The organism is Pseudovibrio sp. SCP20, assembly GCF_057774105.1.
Map to the genome: position 1 here is coordinate 1,386,021 of NZ_JBYMDH010000001.1, position 18,160 is coordinate 1,404,180.

An 18,160-nucleotide genomic window follows, 5' to 3' on the forward strand; every position below is an offset into this window, starting at 1 on the left:
CTCATTCAGGTATTTTCAACGGCAATAAAAACAGCGGCCACGGCCCGGTCTTCATTAAGAAGCACATTGTAAGTGCGCACAGCTGCACCGGTGGACATGCTGTCGACCATGATGCCTTTCTCGCGGAATGGCGCTTTACGGGCTTCCGGGAACGGCTTCAACTCATCACCAGCACCAATCAGCAGCACTTCAATGCCATCAGATTCCTGAAGCACCTGCTCCAAGGCTTCGTCGGTGATTTCTTCAAAGGTCTTAGGTTCCCAGCCATACACGCCAGAAGGCACGCACATCAAAGAACCACGATGGGACATATCGGCAAATCGAAACCCGCCATTTCCGTAGGCATCGATCTGAACCATGCTCGGATAATGCGCATCCCGCACTTCCAAAGGCTCACCGCGTTTTCCCATAATGACCTCCGATGGGCTGTTTTAGCCCAGTATACGCGCTAAATGATAGCCTTCTGTTTAATTACACGCGAAAGAATGTCCAATAGAAAATGGGGCTGACCACAACTGTAGTCAGCCCCATCTAAAACTCTAGCTGTTTCCGCAGGTTAAGCGGATTTTGCAGGAGATGTCTCGTCGTCTTTCTTGTCAAACACGCTGGTGCGAAGCTTCATGAGCATCAGCAGCGGAGAGGCAAGGAAGATGGAAGAGTAAGTACCAATCACGATACCGAAGATCATCGCCAGCACGAAGGACTGGATCACTTCACCGCCCAGGAAGTACAACGCAAACAGTGCCAGCAAGGTGGTGACAGATGTCATTGTTGTACGGGACAGGGTCTCGTTGATGGACTTATCAAGCAGCTCTTCCAGAGAAAGACGCTTGTAGCGACGCAGGTTCTCACGAATACGGTCATAAACAACCACCGTATCGTTGAGCGAGTAACCGATAATCGTCAGCACCGCCGCGATGCTGGACAGCGTAAAGTCCAGCTGCAGTATCGCAAACAAACCAACCGTCAGCAGAATATCGTTGAACGTTGTGATGATCGCGCCAACTGCGAACTGCCATTCAAAGCGGAACCAGATGTAGAACATGATCATCAGCAGCGCAGAACCAACCGCCAGCGTGCCTGCATACGCAAGCTCACCGGAAACACGTGGCCCAACCACCTCAGTTCTGCGGAACTCATATCCATCAGTGAAAGCACTGCGAACATTTTCAACCACATCCTGCTGTGCACTTTCACCTTCGCCCTGAGATTCAATGCGGATCAGAACTTCGGTAGGACTACCGAATTCCTGTACCTGAACATCACCCAGATTGAGACCACCAAGGGTCCGGCGAATTTCAGAAAGGTTAGCAGGACCGTTCGTGGACTGCAGCTCAATCAGTGTACCGCCCTTAAAGTCGATGCCGTAGTTCAGGCCGACTGTCAGGAACAGAACGATGGAAAGAACTGCTGTAATTCCAGAAAACGGGAAGCTCAACACCCGCCAATGCATAAAGCGGAAGTTGGTCTGCTCCGGAACAAGTCTAAGAAGTTTCATAAAGCATGCTCCGAGTTAGATTGGCAGTTTGGATGGACGCTTACGCTTCACCCATACGGAGATGAGGAAACGAGACACGGTAAATGCAGAGAACACTGTGGTGAAGATACCGATCATCAGGGTCACGGCGAAGCCTTTTACAGGACCGGAACCGATGAAGAACAGGATCACAGCCACAATAAGCGTTGTGATGTTCGCATCCAAGATTGTGCCAAGTGCACGGCTAAAGCCTGCATCGATAGAACCGATAGCAGAACGACCTGCGCGTGCTTCTTCACGAATGCGCTCATAGATCAGCACGTTCGCATCAACCGCCATACCGATGGTCAGAACGACACCCGCAATACCTGGCAGCGTCAGCGTGGCCTGCAGTGTGGTCAGCACACCGAAGATCAGGAACACGTTGGAAGCCAGTGCAAGGTTCGCAATCACACCAAACTGGCCGTAAGCCAGCAGCATGAAGATGACAACCGCAGCAGCTGCGACGATAGACGCGATCTTACCGCTATCAATGGAATCCTGACCAAGGCCCGGACCAACGGAACGCTCTTCAACAACGTCCAGACGCGCAGGAAGCGCACCGGCACGCAGCAGAACAGCCAGATCGTTTGCACCATCAACGGTAAAGTTACCGGAAATCTGGCCGGAACCACCTGTAATTGGCTGACGGATAACCGGCGCAGTGATCACCTCGTTATCCAGCACAATTGCGAACGGACGGCCAACATTTGCACGGGTCACATCCGCGAAGACGCGGGCACCGGCAGTGTTGAAACGGAAGTTCACAACAGGCTCATTGGTCTGCTGGTCAAACGCAACAGAAGCGTCCTGCAGCTCTTCACCAGTCAGCAGTGGTGTTTCATCCAGCAGGTATGGCTGGCCGTCATTGCCTTCAACAACCATCGTACCATTCGGTGGACGGCCCTGAAGTGCCTGAGACGCGCTCATTTCCTGACTGACAAGGTGGAAAGTCAGCTGAGCAGTTGCACCAATGATATCCTTCAGGCGCTGTGGGTTGGATTCACCCGGCGCTTCAACAAGGATACGGTCAGTGCCCTGACGCTGAATGGAAGGTTCAGTCGTGCCGAGTTCATCAACACGGCGACGGATCACCTCAATGGACTGTCTCACAACAGAAGCAAGACGCATGTCCAGACCTTCCTGAGAGAAGGCCATGCGGAACAGGCCGTCACCTTGAGGCTCAAGAACAAATTCGTTAACCGCTGCGCCGCCGAAAACGCCGGAATTAAGCGGGTTTACCAGTTCTGCAAGGCGTCGTTCAGCTTCGTCGTAACGTGCTGCATCACGGATGCGCACCTGAACGCCGTCTCCCTGAATGCCCAGACCGGTGTAACCGATACGTGGGTTTTCGCGCAGGGCCCGGCGGATGTTTCCAACCAGCTGACGGAACTGTTTTTCTTTGTAATCTTCCTTATCAACCTCATAGAGCAGATAAGCACCGCCCTGAAGGTCAAGACCGAGAACAATCTGGCGCTTAGGCATGAAATCCGGCCAGGATTGAACAGTGCTTGCCGGGAAGAAGTTCGGCAATGTTGTAAGTATACCGCCCAGCACCACAACGATAATCAGGGCGATTTTCCAACGCGCGAAATGAAGCATGAGTATATGCCCGGTCCTAGTATAGGCAGACCGCCTTCCGCAAGGCCTGTGCCTCAGCAGGAAAGCGGCCTGAAACTACAAGCATCAAGGCGCGATTATTCGCCGTCCTTGACAGGTTCACCTTTGGAGCGAACCTCCTGGATCATTGCGCGAGCAATACGCACACGCGTACCTTCCGCGATGTCCACCTGCAGCTCAGCTTCATCAACAACCTTGGCAACTTTACCAATCAGACCACCGGAGGTCACAACAGTATCGCCACGACGCAGATTGTTCACCATTTCCTGGTGAGATTTCATGCGCTGACGCTGAGGGCGAATGATCAGGAACCACATGATCACGAAGATCAGAACGAATGGCACGATGGACATGATTACGTCCGGTGCACCACCTGCGGCCTGTGCATAGGCAGGGGTAATAAGCATTAGTTTCTCCTTACCACAAATTCCAATGGAACCTGATGGCGTTCATTAAACAATTGGCGAGGCGAGCCTCTCCAAAATTGACCTTGGCCCGATAGAACAAGGATTTTGGGCTGGACTATACAGTCCACTCCAGTGTTTTCAAGGCATTGACATGCTAACTGGGACTTTCCCCAAGAGTATTGGGCATGATACAGCTGTAAATAGGGATACTTGGCCGCAGATCAAATAGCAGAACCGCCGCTGAGACAATTTTTCACCTAGTTCATTTTGCGTAAAGCCCACACCAGCGCACCTGAGTTAATCACGTAGATACACATGACCACCAAAGAAAATACCTCTGAAGTCGCCCTTCTTACATCAAAGCTGGACGAGATTGTCAGCCTGCTGGCAGGCTCCCTACCCAAGCCTCCGGTTCCCGTCAATTTCGACGAAGCCGATGCGTTCGTGTTTCATCCCTCTCCGTTTGAGCTCGCGCCTGTTGCAAAAGTCAATCGCGTCGATATTAGCCTGCTCAAGGGCGTCGATCACTCCAAGAAAATGCTGATGGAGAACACCAGCCGCTTCGCAAAAGGCTTCCCCGCCAACAATGTGCTGCTGTGGGGCGCAAGAGGCATGGGCAAGTCTTCTTTGGTGAAATCTGCTCATGCAGCTATCAATATCGAGCACGGCACCTCTGAGGGCTACCGAAAGCTGATCCTCATCGAAATCCATCGTGAGGACATTGAAGCGCTCCCTGCTCTCATGAACGAGCTGCGCAGCGCACCCTACAACTTCATCATCTTCTGTGACGACCTATCCTTCGATGGCGACGACACCAGCTACAAGAGCCTTAAAGCCGCTCTGGACGGCGGCATTGAGGGTCGCCCGAGCAATGTCCTGTTCTACGCCACATCCAACCGCAGACACCTTCTGCCGCGCGATATGATGGAGAACGAGCGCTCCACCGCGATCCACGCCAGTGAAGCGGTCGAAGAGAAAGTCTCCCTCTCTGATCGATTCGGCCTTTGGATCGGCTTCCACAAGTGCAATCAGGACGAATATTTGGACATGATCTACGGCTACACCGAGCACTTCAATCTGAAGATCGATCAGGAACAACTGCGCGCTGAGGCTCTGGAATGGTCCACCACCCGCGGTGCCCGTTCCGGCCGTGTTGCCTGGCAGTTCATTCAGGACCTGGCAGGTCGCCTCGGTCAGACATTGAGCTAAAACGCAAGAACCCGCCGTGTGAAGGTCAACATCACGGCGGGTTCTGACTTTGAAAAGGTCTCCGTTAAGGAGCCCTCCCCCTTTATGAGCGCGGCAGGAAACTCATCGGATCTACCGGCTTGTTATCTTTACGAAGCTCAAAATGCAGCTGAGGCTGGGTCACTGACCCGGTCGCACCCGCCATGGCAATCGTCTGCCCACGGCGCACAACATCACCCCGGCGCACCTTCAGCTCCTTGTTGTGAGCGTAAGCTGACACCCAGCCGTTGTCGTGACGGATCAGAACCAGATTCCCAAAGCCTTTCAACTCGTTACCAGCGTAAACGATTGTCCCGTCTTCAGCTGCCTTGATGTCCGTTCCAGACGGAACAGCAAGGTTGATACCGTCGTTGCGAGACCCACCCGGCTTCACACCAAAGTCCGAAATAATCCGGCCACGAACCGGCCAACGGAAGGTGGTCTCCTCAGCAACAGCCGCTGCTTTGGGCGCACTGGCAACCTTCACTGGCTGCACTGGAGCTGGCTTGGAAACCTCTGTCGGCTGCAAACGCACCATATCAGTTTCAGCCTCCCGCACAACAGGCACGATCGGAGCCTGCGGCTTCTGCACGTTGGCCGTATGAACTGGCGCAGGCGCTAAAGAATTGGCAAGCGTACGCTGCGTTGTTGGCGCAGGCGCAACCGGCAATGGCTGAGCACTAGCAAGAGCAATCCGCTTCGGTTTTGGCACTGCACTCGCAGTCGAAGCCTTAGCAACAGCAACCGGACGCTGAGCCACATAAGCCTGCGGCTTGCTCTTCGGCACTGCAGAAACGCGCAGTGGAGCAGCAGTGCTGCGAGCGGCCTGCCCTGTGACCGGCACACCATAAGCAGGCTGTGCACTTGCTGGCTGAGGCGGCACAATCGGTGTCAGAGATTGACTGCGATAGGTTGTTGTTGGCTGTTGAGGCGCACGATAAACCTGCGCTGGTGCTGGCTGCTGGATAGGCTCCAGAGAGGACGCTGGAACCGCAGCAACAGGCGCACGGCGCTGAACCGGATAAGCTGGTGGCGGTGCATCACTGTAAACAGGACGCGATCTCTCACCCACATTGCCCGGAGGGATCAACGCAGCAGCAATCTTGGTCGCAAACTCATCACGTGACTGTTTGCTCGCTGCAGACTGACCATTGGCGTTGAGTGGCGTCACGTATTGCGCTGGAATGGAAGCCGTTGTCACTGGCTGCGTGCTGCTTGATGGCAGCACACGCGCGCTTGCCCGCGGCTCACGGTTTGGCTTGCGCACCATCTTCACCGGGATCACAACAGAATCGCCCGGCTGCAACGCAGAGCTGACAGTCACACGGTTCGCATGAAGAATCTCAGTAACTGGCACACGATACTGCCAGGAAAGGCTCTCAACACTCTCATTGCGCTTCAGCGTCACAACGCGTCCACCCACGGCAGTCCAGCCAAGCGTGCCGTCGTTTGGCGCTTTGGCAAGAGAGGCAGGCACCAGAGCACTCGCGCGCTTGCGCTGGCTCACCGGAACGGGCTGCTTGGAAAATGTTGGTTGCCATGTCTGCTTCGGATACGCAGTGGCCTGCGTGGATCCGGTCACAATAGGCGCATCACTCGATGTTGGCGCTGGCAGCATAACACCGCGCTGAACAACAGATTTCGAGCTGCTTGATGGAAGTCCGGGCGTAACTACAACGGCAGTTTGTGCCGGAGATGTTGGTTCATCAACATATTCTGATTGACCAAATCGGTCCACATTGCCACTGCAACCTGCAAGACCTGCCGACAGCAAAAACAATGCGACACCGCGCCGTAATCTGGCTTTCTCACGGGAATGAAACTGCATAATCGCCCTACCCAATACAAATAAAAGGCTAACTGGCGTAAGTTTACTGACAACAGAGTTGATAAAGACTTAATCAAAGTCTCGTTTGGTTACAGTTTTGCAGCAATTCCCGGCGTCAGGGAAAGATAGCGGAACCGGCCCAGTTCCGTTTCATCAAGTCCGCGCCCACCCTTGTCATACTGAATAAGCCGGCAAAGCCCGCTTTCATGCTTGATTGGCGCCAAAAGACGGCCACCAGGCGCAAGGCGATCAAACAAAAAGCCTGGCACACGCTCCAGCGCACCATTCAAAATAATCCGGTCAAATGGTCCGCCGTCATCCTCTTCATCCACAGGCGCAACAAGTCCGTCTGCATGAATCACATCCACATTATGGATCTTGCAGGACCGCAAACGCTCACGCGCCAGATCAGCCAGCGTGCGATACCGCTCCAGAGACACAATACGATCACAAATCTTGGAAAGAACCGCGCACTGATAGCCCGAGCCACTGCCGATCTCCAGCAAGGAGTGATCCGGCTTCATCTGCAGGAAGTCCGCCACTTTACCAATCAAGGACGGTTGAGTGCTCATCTGCCCGCAATCAATGGGAAACGCACGATCTTCATAGGCCAGAAATTGCTGGCTCGCTGATAAAAATAACTTACGAGGAATAGCTTCCAGCGCGCCCAGAACCTCAAGGTTCTGCACACCCTCAGACCGCAGCTTCATCACCCATGCCGCTTGTTTGGCAAGGTTCTCAGCAGAACGACCATCTTCATCAGCAAATAGACTGTCTTCCATTTTAAACACTCCGTCTATCTGCAGTGCGGAGCTTGCCAGAAGCTGACAAGCCCCAATCAATCAAGTCAGGACTTTTCGAGCGTCTTTTCCAACTGACCCATCAGCTCATCCGCTGTCAGGTTCAGGTGCAAAGGCGTGACCGAAATGTAACCTTCCTTCAAAGCCCCGATATCTGTGCCTTCACGAGCACTTGGAATACGGTTGTGGAACGCAAGCCAGTGGTATGGATTGCCACGACCATCCTTACGGCTTTCAATATACAGTGAACCTGCATCACGCTTGCCCTGACGCACAACCTTAACACCTTTTACCATGTCAGGCGCATCTTTCGGGAAGTTTACGTTCAGCAGCGTATCAGACGGCAGGTTGAACTCCAGCAGACTGCGGATCACACCAACAGCATGTGCTTCAGCCGTGTCATAGTTCGGGCCAAACTCAGAACCAAACGCATACGCCTGAGACAACGCGATGGAGCGAACCCCCATCAGCGTGCCTTCCATCGCCGCAGCAATGGTACCGGAGTACGTCACATCATCAGCAATGTTGGCACCGCGATTGATACCGGAAAGAACCAGATCTGGCGGCGTATCCAAAATGGAACGCACCGCCATGATCACACAGTCAGTAGGTGTACCGCGCACTGCGAAATGACGGCTGTCGATTTCACGAACACGCAAAGGATCATTCAGAGAAAGAGAGTGCGCCACACCGCTCTGGTCGGTTTCCGGCGCCACAACCCAAACATCATCTGAAATCTGCCGCGCGATGCGCTCCAAAACCTCAAGACCCTCAGCGTGGATCCCATCATCGTTGGTTAGTAAGATACGCATATCGCAGCAATTCCTTATAAACGTCGCGCCGTCGTGCGGAAGGACATGACTGCCCTCCCATCAAAACAACGCTTACACCAAATTTTTAAGCACCAATGACTTCAAGGCCATTCATGTATGGGCGAAGTGCCTCAGGAACAGTGATGGTTCCATCTGCATTCTGGTAGTTCTCCATCACTGCAATCAGGCAGCGACCGACAGCAAGACCAGAACCATTCAGGGTATGAACGAACTTCAGCGCCTTCTCACCTTCCACACGGTAACGTGCGTTCATGCGGCGGCCCTGGAAGTCACCACAGACAGAACAGGAAGAGATTTCGCGGTAAGCGTCCTGACCTGGAAGCCAAACTTCGATGTCGTAGGTCTTACGCGCACCAAAGCCCATATCACCACTACACAAAGTCACCACACGGTAGTGAAGACCTAAAAGCTTTAGAACCTTCTCCGCAGACTCGCGCATCCGCTCCAGCTCATCCAAAGAGCTATTTTCGTCGGTGACAGATACAAGCTCACACTTCTGGAACTGGTGCTGACGCAGCATGCCAGCCGTATCACGTCCAGCAGAACCAGCTTCAGAACGGAAGCAGTAAGTCAGCGCAGTCACACGGATCGGCAGATCAGCCTCAGCAAGCGTTTCACCGGAAACCATGTTGGTCAGCGGAACTTCAGCGGTTGGGATCATCCAGTGACCCGTATCCTGATCGCGGAACTGATCTTCACCGAACTTCGGCAGCTGGCCAGTGCCATAAAGCGCGGTATCACGCACCAGTAGTGGTGGAGAAACTTCTGTGTAGCCATGCTCACGGGTGTGCAGGTCGATCATGAACTGACCGAGCGCACGCTCCAGACGGGCAATCTGGCTCTTCAGAATAACAAAGCGGGAACCGGACATCTTGGCAGCAGTTTCAAAGTCCATACCACCCAGTTTTTCGCCTAGCTCGTAGTGCTCTTTCGGCTCAAAATCCAGCTCAGGCTTCTCGCCATGCGTGTGCAGCAGAACGTTGTCAGCCTCGTCCTCACCCACTGGCACTTCATCCAGCGGAATGTTGGGGATAACAGCCAGAGCATCCTCAAGCGCAGCGTTCAGCTTGCGCTGTTCGTCTTCGCCGTTCTGAATAAAGCTTTTGATTTCGGCAACTTCAGCCTTCAGGGCCTCTGCTTTTTCCTTGTCGCCCTGGCCCATGGCCATGCCGATTTCTTTGGATGCGGAGTTACGGCGCTGCTGCGCCTCCTGAAGCTTGGTGGTGTGGGAACGGCGCGCGTCGTCCAGTTCAACGAGCTGCGCAGCGCGTGGCTCTTGGCCGCGTTTTGCGAGAGCCGCATCAAGGCTCTCCTGATTTTCACGAATCCACTTGATATCAAGCATAACTTAGTAACCCCGGCAGGTTTGCCTTCTAAATAACCCGCCGGGAATAAACGTTAGAGCTGGAAGAGAGCTTACTCCTCTTCTTCCTTTTCCTTCTCTTCGCGCTTTTTCTCGACGAGCCTTACACAATAGATGGAGACTTCGTAGAGAAGCAGAGTGGGAAGTGCAAGACCGATCTGCGAAATCGGATCAGGAGGTGTTAAAATTGCCGCAGCTGCAAACGACGCCACAATTGCGTACTTACGCTTAGATTTCAGGGAATCTGCAGTCGTAAGGCCCGCGCGACCCAGAAGCGTCAAAACAACCGGAAGCTGAAAAACCAGACCGAACGCAAAGATAAGAACCATCACAAAGCTCAGGTACTCACTCACGCGCGGCAACATCTCAATGGATGCCTCTTCACCAACACCAAGCTGCTGCATGGCAAGGAAGAAACTCATTGCCATTGGCATCACAAGGTAGAACACCAGAGCAGCACCAATCACAAACAGAATTGGCGTCGCGACCAGATAAGGCGCAAACGCACGGCGTTCATGCTTGTAAAGGCCAGGAGCCATAAACATGTAGACTTGGCTGGCAATCACAGGGAAAGCGATAAACAACGCACCGAACAAGGCCAGCTTCATCTGCGTGAAGAACCATTCTTGCGGAGCTGTGTAAATCAACTTCACTTCCATACTTTCCCCAGCAGCCTCAGAATAAGGTCTGATCAGGAAGTTGAAGATGTCGTTAGAGAAGTAGAAGCAGACCACAAAGGCAATAGCGATCGCGATCACCGACTTCATCAGACGAGAACGCAATTCGATCAGGTGCTCAATCAGCGGCGCACGTGAATCTTCAATTTCGTTATCACTCATAAAATAGCCGCCCTAGCTTTCATCTTTGCTGGAAGGAGTGCTTGCGGCACTTTCTTTAGCTTTTTGCGTGGAAGCCAGCTCAGCAGAAGAGACAACTTTCTGCTCAGGCACTTCAGCCTTTACAGGCGCTGCCTCTGGAGCAGCTTCTGGCTTGGCCTCAGCAGAGCCCTCACCGTTCAGCGAGCTTTTCACATCGCTGGTCGCCTGGTTCATGCTGGTTTCAAGCTTCTTCTTCTCTTCCTCAAGGCTCTTTTTTAAATCACCAAGTGGATTGAAGTTCTGCGCAGCATCAGCCTGCTTCCGCATTTCATCAATGCCGGCCTGCTTCTCCGCTTCTTTGACAGCGTCATTCAAAGTGGACTGAAATTCGCCTGCCATCTTGCGCACGCTGCCGATTGCGCGCCCGATTGTGCGCAACATGCCCGGCAGTTCTTTCGGGCCAACCACCAAAATGGCAACCACAGCGACAAGCAGCAGCTCTGTCCATGCGATATCGAACATAAAGAAGCCGTTTCGTTATTGTCTCAATGACAGCCCGTTTCCAGGCTTTCATCGATGACGTGTCGTGCCGTAAACGGCACATCCACTAGGGAAAGGCGTAGGTTTCAAACTCTAGGTCAGAATAGACCGACTTTCCCTAAACAATTTGCATAGACTACCGATAAAGGAGACTTAGTCCTTTTTTGCGGTGTCTTCAGCTTTTGTCTGCGCGTTTACGCTTTCGCCTGGAGCATGATCGATAACCTTCGGATCTTCAGCCTTTTCTTTGGCTTCCGCGGTATCTTCATTCAGCCCCTTCTTGAAGCTGTTGATGCCCTTTGCAACATCACCCATCAACTCGGAAATCTTTCCGCGACCAAACAGCAGAACTACGACAACCGCGATGATGACGATTTGCCAAATACCAATTGAGCCCATCAACCAAACTCCTTAAGAACTCTGAACCGTGTTTTGAGAGACACTACATCCCCTAGATACTAATAGGTAGTATCCAGAAGAATTACCCACTATGATTTACTGCCGTCTCTCGCCCAAAAACCAAAACATTCTCTGCATTTATACACAAGTCTATGACATTTTCTGGGTAGAATTGTAATACATCCCTCGTACGAATACGTAGAGGCTGCACTATTCCATCAACTTGTACGTCCAGAAGATCTGTCTCACCTGCCATTGCGCGAGAAATGACCTTGCCTTTGAACTGCCCCTCACCATGACATACCTTTAAGTGATGTGGTCTTACACATAAGGTCGCATGAGCCCCTTCTTCAAGGCCATTGGAGGAAAAATTCCCGATAGGCGTGACCACGCGGCCACCAACAACTTTTCCGGGTATCTCATTGAGATCTGAAAAGAATTTGGCAGCAAACAAACTATTCGGGCGGAAGTAGATATCCTCTGGCGTATCCAGCTGAACCACTTCCCCGTTGCGCATCAGCGCAATTCTGTCGCCCACCCGCAAGGCTTCTTCCGGGTCGTGTGTCACCACAACTGCTGTCGCGCCCTGCATCTTGATCATCTCCAGCGTCTGCGTGCGCACATCATCGCGCAAACGACTGTCCAGACCTGAAAATGGCTCATCCATCAGCAGTGTATGAGGCCGCGGCGCCATCGCACGCGCCAGCGCAGCACGCTGCTGTTCACCACCAGATAGTCCGTGCGGATAGTCATCCACATACTGACCCAGCCCAACCATCTGCAGCGCATCGCGCGCACGGCGTTCTGCAACATCAGCTGCCAGATCGGACAGGCCAAACTTCACATTTTCAAGAATCGTTAAGTGCGGAAACAGCGCATAGTCCTGGAACATAAGCCCAACACCGCGCTTTTCAGGCGGCAGGAAATTCCGCTCGTCTGCAACCACAGAACCATTGATACGGACACTACCCTGCTGCTGACGCACAACCCCTGCCGCAATACGCAGGAGCGTGGTTTTTCCGCAACCGGAATGGCCCAGCAAACACAGTACTTCCCCGCTCTTCAAAGAAAGCGAAACACCGCGAACCGCAGGTAACCCCCCATAATGATGGCAGATATTGTCAAACACCAGTCGTTCTGATGCTGCAACCTTCCCTGGTTCCATTAGTCCCTCTTCAAACTCGCAAGGTGGTCGACCAAATCATCGACTCTCCTGCATGTGTTTATTTTTCTCCGGCGTCTTCTTCAAGTGCGCCAGTTGCAAACATTTCACTTTCATCCAGAGGATCTTCATCCTCCGTCAGGTCAATACTGTCGTCCGGAGCCGGCACATGGAAGCTGGCCGGGATTGCGCTGTCCAGCAGCCCTGCCCCTTTCAACTCCTCAAGACCCGGCAGGTCCTTGATGGTTTCCAGACCAAAATGATCAAGAAAATCAAAGGTGGTTCCGTAAGTCACAGGACGGCCCGGCGTCCGCCGCCGACCGCGCATACGCACCCAACCCGTTTCCAGCAGCACATCCAATGTGCCCTTAGATGTAGAAACGCCGCGGATATCTTCAATCTCCGCACGGGTCACAGGTTGGTGAAAAGCAATAATCGCAAGGGTTTCCAGCGCAGCACGCGAAAGGCGCCGCTGCTCCACCGCCTCGCGGTGCAATATGAACGAAAGATCTTCAGCCGTGCGGAACGACCACCTGTCTTCACTGGAACGCAGCTGCACGCCGCGCTTGCGATAAAACGCGCGCAAACGGTTCAGCGCCCCGCGAATGTCCCGATCCCCCGGAATACGCTTGGAGAGCTCTGTAAAGCTCAACGGCTCCGCACTAGCAAAGATCAGAGCCTCAACCATGCGATCGGTCTCCAACAATTCACCAGCATCAGCCACCTCAAGGGCCTCATCCTGTGAGACTGCGTCGAGAAGATCAGGTGTTTCACTCATGACAACTCAACCTCTTTCTCTTCGCGCTCATCCATTGGCTCACCCGCACCGATCTCTTCCGGCGTACGCTGCGAGGCGCGCACATAAATCGTCTCAAACGGGCCGGACTGCTGAATATCAATCACCCCTTCCCGCACCAGCTCTAGACTGGCCGAGAACGCAGACGCCATCGCTGTCGCTCGTTCCTGCGGGTCTTCCAGATAAGCTGTCAAAAAACGCTCAATGGGCGTCCAAACAGCCACCTGCCCCACAAGACGAGTCAGAATATCCCGCGCATCCTGCAAAGACCAAACCTGCCGCTTCTTCACGTGCACAGACGTCACCGAATGACGCTGGCGCTGCGAAGCATAGGCCATCAGCAGATCATAAAGCGTGGCAGTCCAAACACTGCGCCGTTCAACCGACACAGTCTCAGGAGCACCACGCGCAAACACATCCCGGCCCAGACGCGACCGGTTCATCAACTTGGCAGAAGCATCCCGCATGGCTTCCAACCGTTGCAGACGAAACGCCAGAGCGGCTGCCAGCTCTTCACCAGTCGGCTCATCCGTTTCTTTCTGCTGCGGAATAAGCAGGCGCGACTTCAGATAAGCCAGCCACGCCGCCATCACCAGATAATCCGCCGCCAGCTCCAGCCGCAACCGGCGCGCTTCACGCACAAACTCCAGATATTGCTCTGTCAGCGCCAGAATGGAAATCTTGGTGATATCAACCTTCTGGCTGCGGGCCAGCGTGAGCAACAGATCGAGCGGGCCTTCAAACCCATCCACATCCACAAGCAGGTTCGGTTCGCCAGTCGCAGGCTGCTCCGGAGCCGCCGCGCCTGCCAACGCTTCTTCTACCTGTTCAGTGGCCTCACTGTCGCTCAAGCATCAATCCCTTTGGCTTTTGCGGTTAGCTCATCAAACTCCGCCCGCAGCGCATGTACATCCCCATCAAACACTTGGGTATTTCGCTGCATGGCCGTTTCTAGCCGCTCCGCCTGCTTGCCATCCACCTCTGGCACAGCAGAGGCAACAACTTTCATTTCATCCAGCTCACCATTGCAATGCAGAACCAGATCACAGCCAGCGGCGACAATCTTCTCCACCCGTTCCTTCAGTTCACCGCCAAGGGCTTTCATGGAGATATCATCACTCATCAAAACGCCATCAAATCCGATCGCTTCCCGGATAACCCTCTGAATAGCATAGGAAGATTGCGTAACAGGATGATCTCCATCAATCTCTTTAAAGACGATGTGGGCTGTCATCCCCATAGGGCAATCATTCAAGAGCTTGAACGGCATAAAGTCTCTTGCCTCAAGCTCAGCAAAACTGACATCCACTTCCGGCAACGCAAGATGAGTATCAACCAGCGCACGTCCATGTCCTGGCATATGCTTCATCACCGGCATCACACCAGCCGCCAGACAGCCATCCATAGCCGCCCGCCCCATATCGCTCACCAACCGCACATCGGAACCGTAGGCGCGCAAACCGATAATGTTGCTAGCACCCTCAATCGGCATATCAAGGCACGGAATACAGTTGCCAGTCAGCCCAAGATCGCGCAGATCAAGCCCGATCAACAGCGCGTGCAAGTACGCCGCCCGCTTTGCCGCTTCCGGATCCTGCCCGTAAAGTTGCCCAAGCGTTCCGGCAGCCGGGTAGATTGGCACATGCGGTGCGCCAAAGCGCTGCACACGACCACCTTCCTGATCAATGAAAACAGGCGCATCTGCACGCCCGACAGCCTCACGAAAATCCGCGCAAAGACGACGGATCTGCTCAGGCGTTTCCATGTTGCGTGCAAAAAGGATCAGACCAACAGGTTGCTGATCACGAAAAAAGGCTTTGTCCTCAGCACTAAGCTCAGGTCCAAGGCATCCGGAAATGAACGATTTTAAAAACATGAGTAAAGCTGGTAGCTTGACGCAATGACTGCGTCAAGCTCCAAAGCGTATTCCCAAAAGCGGGAAACTCGTTTTAGTTACGGCGCACGTAACAGTCACCACCTGCAGATTTGAACTCACCGCAGAAGGTGTTCGCACTGGTCGGCCCGTCAAACGGAACCTGAATGCGGTAGTAAATGCCTTTGTCGCCAAGGTCCGCACGGGTGATCACCGGGGTCACCAGCGCCATCAGATTTGGATAGCGACTGTTGTAACGGCGGATCTGACCGCGAGCATCCTCAACAGTGCGCACAGACGCCACCTGCACAATGTAAGTGCCAGCAGGAATCTCACCAACAACACCTTCACCCGGTGTTGGAGTTGGCGCAATCGCCTGAGGGTTCACAGCAGCGGTCTGCGTGTTCTGGTTACCTGTCAGGTTCAGCGGCGCATTGCTCGCACGAGACGTTGTCTGCGGCTGCAGCGGCGTCAGTGTGCTGGAGCGAACGGTGTTGCTGCCAGTGTTTGCAGAAGCCACCACAAACGGCTTGGACTGAGGCACAACACTCACGCCCAGAAGCGTGTTGCGCTGTTCCGTCGGCGTTGCCACAGGCGCATTTGCAAACGCATCCTGAAGGCTTGTTGTGGTGTTTGCAGCCTGCTGGTTCGCACTCTGGTTTTCACCCGGCAGCGGATCCCACTGGCCAGTGCTTGCAGGTTGCGTAGCAGGCACAACACTTGCAGTGTTCTGCGGATTGGTGTTGCGAACAGTGCTGGTCACAATGCGTGGCTGCGCAGGTGCAGGCGCCGCAGAAGCAGTACCCTCCCGCTGAACGATGGTTCCGTCCGGACGCACAATCACAGTGCGCACCTTCTTGGTCGGATTCACATCAAACACGCTGGACTTGGCCGTATCTGTCTCGCTCGCTGCTGGTGGCAGCGGAGCCACAGGTGCATCTTCACGCTGAACCATCTTCTCGCCAGTCGCTGGCTGAGACGCTTCTTCAGGAGTAAAGATTTTGGCCTGATCGTTGTTCTTCGGCTGCGCAGACGGAGATGGCATCTCTTTCATTGGAGAAGCATCTGCCCGGATAATTGGTGGAGGCACGGCATCGCCGCCTGTTCCACCGAAGTCGAACATGAACAGACCAGCACCACCGATCACAACAACACCGCCGATGAGCGAAGCAGCCAACAGGCCCTTGCGTAGACCACCACTGCGGCCAGTCTCTTCTTCAACCGGAACATCAACAGAAACGCGCGGCACAGCTTGCGGAAGCACGCCGCCATCAAGGCTTGGGTCTTCCTTGCGCATCGCCTGAGCAACAGCGTCAAGATCATACCCACCCGGAGGCGGTGTCTGATCTTCACTCTGTTTCTTCGCGGCGCTCAAAGCTTCCTGATGAGCCGCCTCGGTCTGCGCCAGCTTTTCAGCAGCAGCAGGCCAGGACATTTCATCCAGGGACGTATCATTGGTCACGCTCTCATCCAGCTGCCAGGCTTCATCAGCCTCATTGGCAAACGGATCGATTTCCTGAGCAGCCTGCTCAAATCCGGCGCTCATGCGCTCAAATTCGTTCAGTTCAGCAGCTACTTCCGGCTCCAGCTCTGGTTCCGGCTCTGGCTCAGGTTCCTGCGCAATTTCATCTGCAAAGATGTCATCAACGCTCTCTTCAATCTGTTGAGCAATGTCCCGCTCTGGCTGAGGCGCCACTGGCTCGGCAACCACGGTCGGCTGCTCTTCCCCTTCCAGACTGAACTCAGCCATCAACGCATCTTCAAGATGCCCTGCTGGAATAACTGTTTCCTGTGCAGGCGCTTCAGCAGCCGTAATGTGCTCGCCTTCCAGCTCTGCACCGGTATCTGCCGCAAACGCAGCCATATCAGGCTCAAACGAGATGTTTTCAGCCGCTGGCGCCACATCATCATGAGTGCCACGCAGCTGCGGCTCAACAGGAGCAGCCTCAACCTTAGGCTCTGGTGCAGGCGCTGCCTGAACAGCAGCAGCGGCGGCAGTTGCCCGCTCTGCAGCACGCTCCGCACGCCAGCTGTCATAATCGCTCTGAGAAAGCTCATTGAGCGCACGCGGCTCAGCAGAAGGCGCAGCCGCAGCTGGCTCCGCAGGACGCGGCGTTGTCACCGGACGCGGCTCAGCATTGCGGCGCTCAAGACGCTCACGCAAAGTCTGCTCAGGACGCACATCACGCGTACCAACAGCATCCAGCGTTGGTGTCGCACGGCTAACAGTGCGCTGAGGACGTGCAGTCTGCTCACGCTCCACCTGCGACTGATTGAGAGAAGCCACAAGGCTTTCTTCCAGATCACGGGACAGAACATCATCCATTTCTGGCTCAGCAGTAAAATCAGCGGCAGTCACCGGCTGGCGCACAGGTGCAGGCTCAGCAGGAACATCACCGGAAACAGGCGCAGGGGCAGGAAGCGGCTTAGGCTCCGGCACAGACTTTGCCTTAGGAACTGGTGGCAGATCACTCACATAATCAACCGCATCACCTGAGGCGCCGGATGTCAGCGCAGCAGAGCTCAGATCCGCGAACGGATCCGCATGCCCGGTAGATGCAGATGGTTTTGGAGATGCAAACACGGCATCAAGAGCCGCAAATGAATCTTGAGTGGATGCAGGCTCATTCGTTTCAGCTGCACCCACTGAATAATCATCGACCTGAGGAGCGGATGGCTCAACAGGCGCACTTGCACTGCGCTCATCACTTTTGGGGAACAGCGGACGTTCAGATACTTGGCTTTCGACGCGAGAACTCGGACGGTACTGAGCTGTGCTCTCACCGACAATTCTGGCAAGTTCTACGAGCGGATCCTGATCGCCTGCCCACTGTTGCGGTTCATCGCCTGCCGTTTGCCTAGCAGAAACCTCACCCGGTCCCGGATACTTGGAGCGATTAGTCATTGCAGCGGTGTTTTCCCTTAAATAAGAGGCTCGCAATCCCCACCGCGAACCTCCAGTACTCTATAACTGTGCT

General features: G+C 54.2%; 17 protein-coding genes. 1 reads left to right on the forward strand and 16 read right to left on the reverse strand.

Annotated features, from left to right (window positions below; all coding sequences use genetic code 11):
- Window positions 1–5 precede the first annotated feature (5 nt).
- The 4 genes from AC3CB2_RS06100 to yajC form a co-directional block, all read right to left on the reverse strand.
- Window positions 6–410: an Mth938-like domain-containing protein gene (locus AC3CB2_RS06100; protein WP_014285781.1), complete on the reverse strand. Its 405-nt coding sequence runs from the start codon at window positions 408–410 to the stop codon at window positions 6–8.
- 146 nt (window positions 411–556) lie between these two features.
- Window positions 557–1,498 (reverse strand): protein translocase subunit SecF, encoded by a 942-nt coding sequence (gene secF, locus AC3CB2_RS06105; protein WP_008546498.1) that lies wholly within the window; start codon window positions 1,496–1,498, stop codon window positions 557–559.
- 15 nt (window positions 1,499–1,513) lie between these two features.
- Window positions 1,514–3,118: a protein translocase subunit SecD gene (gene secD / locus AC3CB2_RS06110; RefSeq protein WP_014285782.1), complete on the reverse strand. Its 1,605-nt coding sequence runs from the start codon at window positions 3,116–3,118 to the stop codon at window positions 1,514–1,516.
- Between the two features lie 95 nt (window positions 3,119–3,213).
- Window positions 3,214–3,543, reverse strand: coding sequence for a preprotein translocase subunit YajC (yajC, locus tag AC3CB2_RS06115; RefSeq protein WP_008546278.1), 330 nt, complete (start codon window positions 3,541–3,543; stop codon window positions 3,214–3,216).
- 315 nt (window positions 3,544–3,858) lie between these two features.
- Here yajC and AC3CB2_RS06120 point away from each other — a divergent pair, with 315 nt between their 5' ends.
- On the forward strand, window positions 3,859–4,752 hold the full coding sequence (locus tag AC3CB2_RS06120) for an ATP-binding protein (RefSeq protein ID WP_014285783.1): 894 nt from the start codon (window positions 3,859–3,861) through the stop codon (window positions 4,750–4,752).
- Window positions 4,753–4,834: 82 nt separating this feature from the next.
- On the opposite strand, the gene AC3CB2_RS06125 is transcribed toward AC3CB2_RS06120, so the two are convergent.
- The 12 genes from AC3CB2_RS06125 to AC3CB2_RS06180 all read right to left on the reverse strand — a co-directional run bounded on the left by AC3CB2_RS06125 (window position 4,835) and on the right by AC3CB2_RS06180 (window position 18,087).
- Window positions 4,835–6,598 (reverse strand): M23 family metallopeptidase, encoded by a 1,764-nt coding sequence (locus AC3CB2_RS06125; protein WP_352930051.1) that lies wholly within the window; start codon window positions 6,596–6,598, stop codon window positions 4,835–4,837.
- Between the two features lie 89 nt (window positions 6,599–6,687).
- Window positions 6,688–7,380: a protein-L-isoaspartate O-methyltransferase family protein gene (locus AC3CB2_RS06130; RefSeq protein ID WP_008546737.1), complete on the reverse strand. Its 693-nt coding sequence runs from the start codon at window positions 7,378–7,380 to the stop codon at window positions 6,688–6,690.
- A 65-nt stretch (window positions 7,381–7,445) separates the two neighbouring features.
- On the reverse strand, window positions 7,446–8,210 hold the full coding sequence (gene surE / locus AC3CB2_RS06135; RefSeq protein WP_008547068.1) for a 5'/3'-nucleotidase SurE: 765 nt from the start codon (window positions 8,208–8,210) through the stop codon (window positions 7,446–7,448).
- A gap of 85 nt (window positions 8,211–8,295) precedes the next feature.
- On the reverse strand, window positions 8,296–9,576 hold the full coding sequence (gene serS / locus AC3CB2_RS06140; RefSeq protein ID WP_352930048.1) for a serine--tRNA ligase: 1,281 nt from the start codon (window positions 9,574–9,576) through the stop codon (window positions 8,296–8,298).
- Between the two features lie 71 nt (window positions 9,577–9,647).
- Window positions 9,648–10,433, reverse strand: coding sequence for a twin-arginine translocase subunit TatC (gene tatC / locus AC3CB2_RS06145; RefSeq protein WP_008547224.1), 786 nt, complete (start codon window positions 10,431–10,433; stop codon window positions 9,648–9,650).
- Between the two features lie 12 nt (window positions 10,434–10,445).
- On the reverse strand, window positions 10,446–10,934 hold the full coding sequence (tatB, locus tag AC3CB2_RS06150; RefSeq protein ID WP_008546621.1) for a Sec-independent protein translocase protein TatB: 489 nt from the start codon (window positions 10,932–10,934) through the stop codon (window positions 10,446–10,448).
- Between the two features lie 171 nt (window positions 10,935–11,105).
- Window positions 11,106–11,351 (reverse strand): twin-arginine translocase TatA/TatE family subunit, encoded by a 246-nt coding sequence (locus AC3CB2_RS06155; protein ID WP_014285787.1) that lies wholly within the window; start codon window positions 11,349–11,351, stop codon window positions 11,106–11,108.
- A gap of 82 nt (window positions 11,352–11,433) precedes the next feature.
- On the reverse strand, window positions 11,434–12,516 hold the full coding sequence (locus tag AC3CB2_RS06160) for an ABC transporter ATP-binding protein (protein WP_014285788.1): 1,083 nt from the start codon (window positions 12,514–12,516) through the stop codon (window positions 11,434–11,436).
- 58 nt (window positions 12,517–12,574) lie between these two features.
- The gene (gene scpB / locus AC3CB2_RS06165; protein WP_008547077.1) at window positions 12,575–13,291 is read right to left on the reverse strand and encodes an SMC-Scp complex subunit ScpB; all 717 of its coding nucleotides are present in this window, start codon (window positions 13,289–13,291) and stop codon (window positions 12,575–12,577) included.
- Window positions 13,288–14,160 carry a segregation and condensation protein A gene (locus AC3CB2_RS06170; protein ID WP_425328927.1) on the reverse strand — a complete coding sequence of 291 codons (873 nt, stop codon included), beginning with the start codon at window positions 14,158–14,160 and terminating at the stop codon, window positions 13,288–13,290. Before AC3CB2_RS06170 ends, scpB begins: the two co-directional genes overlap by 4 nt.
- Window positions 14,157–15,185, reverse strand: a complete 1,029-nt coding sequence (gene nagZ / locus AC3CB2_RS06175; protein WP_352930042.1) for a beta-N-acetylhexosaminidase — start codon at window positions 15,183–15,185, stop codon at window positions 14,157–14,159. The genes AC3CB2_RS06170 and nagZ overlap by 4 nt, the downstream gene beginning before the upstream one ends.
- Window positions 15,186–15,258: 73 nt before the next feature.
- Window positions 15,259–18,087 carry an SPOR domain-containing protein gene (locus AC3CB2_RS06180; protein ID WP_352930039.1) on the reverse strand — a complete coding sequence of 943 codons (2,829 nt, stop codon included), beginning with the start codon at window positions 18,085–18,087 and terminating at the stop codon, window positions 15,259–15,261.
- Window positions 18,088–18,160: the final 73 nt, after the last annotated feature.

What these genes read in the sequence shown, in the direction of transcription:
- AC3CB2_RS06125 (WP_352930051.1), bottom strand. Translation starts at nt 6,598, where the DNA reads ATGCAGTTTCATTCCCGTGAGAAAGCCAGATTACGGCGCGGTGTCGCA.
- nagZ (WP_352930042.1), bottom strand. Translation starts at nt 15,185, where the DNA reads ATGTTTTTAAAATCGTTCATTTCCGGATGCCTTGGACCTGAGCTTAGT.
- tatB (WP_008546621.1), bottom strand. Translation starts at nt 10,934, where the DNA reads ATGTTCGATATCGCATGGACAGAGCTGCTGCTTGTCGCTGTGGTTGCC.
- AC3CB2_RS06130 (WP_008546737.1), bottom strand. Translation starts at nt 7,380, where the DNA reads ATGGAAGACAGTCTATTTGCTGATGAAGATGGTCGTTCTGCTGAGAAC.
- yajC (WP_008546278.1), bottom strand. Translation starts at nt 3,543, where the DNA reads ATGCTTATTACCCCTGCCTATGCACAGGCCGCAGGTGGTGCACCGGAC.
- AC3CB2_RS06180 (WP_352930039.1), bottom strand. Translation starts at nt 18,087, where the DNA reads ATGACTAATCGCTCCAAGTATCCGGGACCGGGTGAGGTTTCTGCTAGG.
- serS (WP_352930048.1), bottom strand. Translation starts at nt 9,576, where the DNA reads ATGCTTGATATCAAGTGGATTCGTGAAAATCAGGAGAGCCTTGATGCG.
- AC3CB2_RS06160 (WP_014285788.1), bottom strand. Translation starts at nt 12,516, where the DNA reads ATGGAACCAGGGAAGGTTGCAGCATCAGAACGACTGGTGTTTGACAAT.
- AC3CB2_RS06155 (WP_014285787.1), bottom strand. Translation starts at nt 11,351, where the DNA reads ATGGGCTCAATTGGTATTTGGCAAATCGTCATCATCGCGGTTGTCGTA.
- secF (WP_008546498.1), bottom strand. Translation starts at nt 1,498, where the DNA reads ATGAAACTTCTTAGACTTGTTCCGGAGCAGACCAACTTCCGCTTTATG.
- AC3CB2_RS06100 (WP_014285781.1), bottom strand. Translation starts at nt 410, where the DNA reads ATGGGAAAACGCGGTGAGCCTTTGGAAGTGCGGGATGCGCATTATCCG.
- secD (WP_014285782.1), bottom strand. Translation starts at nt 3,118, where the DNA reads ATGCTTCATTTCGCGCGTTGGAAAATCGCCCTGATTATCGTTGTGGTG.
- surE (WP_008547068.1), bottom strand. Translation starts at nt 8,210, where the DNA reads ATGCGTATCTTACTAACCAACGATGATGGGATCCACGCTGAGGGTCTT.
- scpB (WP_008547077.1), bottom strand. Translation starts at nt 13,291, where the DNA reads ATGAGTGAAACACCTGATCTTCTCGACGCAGTCTCACAGGATGAGGCC.
- AC3CB2_RS06120 (WP_014285783.1), top strand. Translation starts at nt 3,859, where the DNA reads ATGACCACCAAAGAAAATACCTCTGAAGTCGCCCTTCTTACATCAAAG.
- tatC (WP_008547224.1), bottom strand. Translation starts at nt 10,433, where the DNA reads ATGAGTGATAACGAAATTGAAGATTCACGTGCGCCGCTGATTGAGCAC.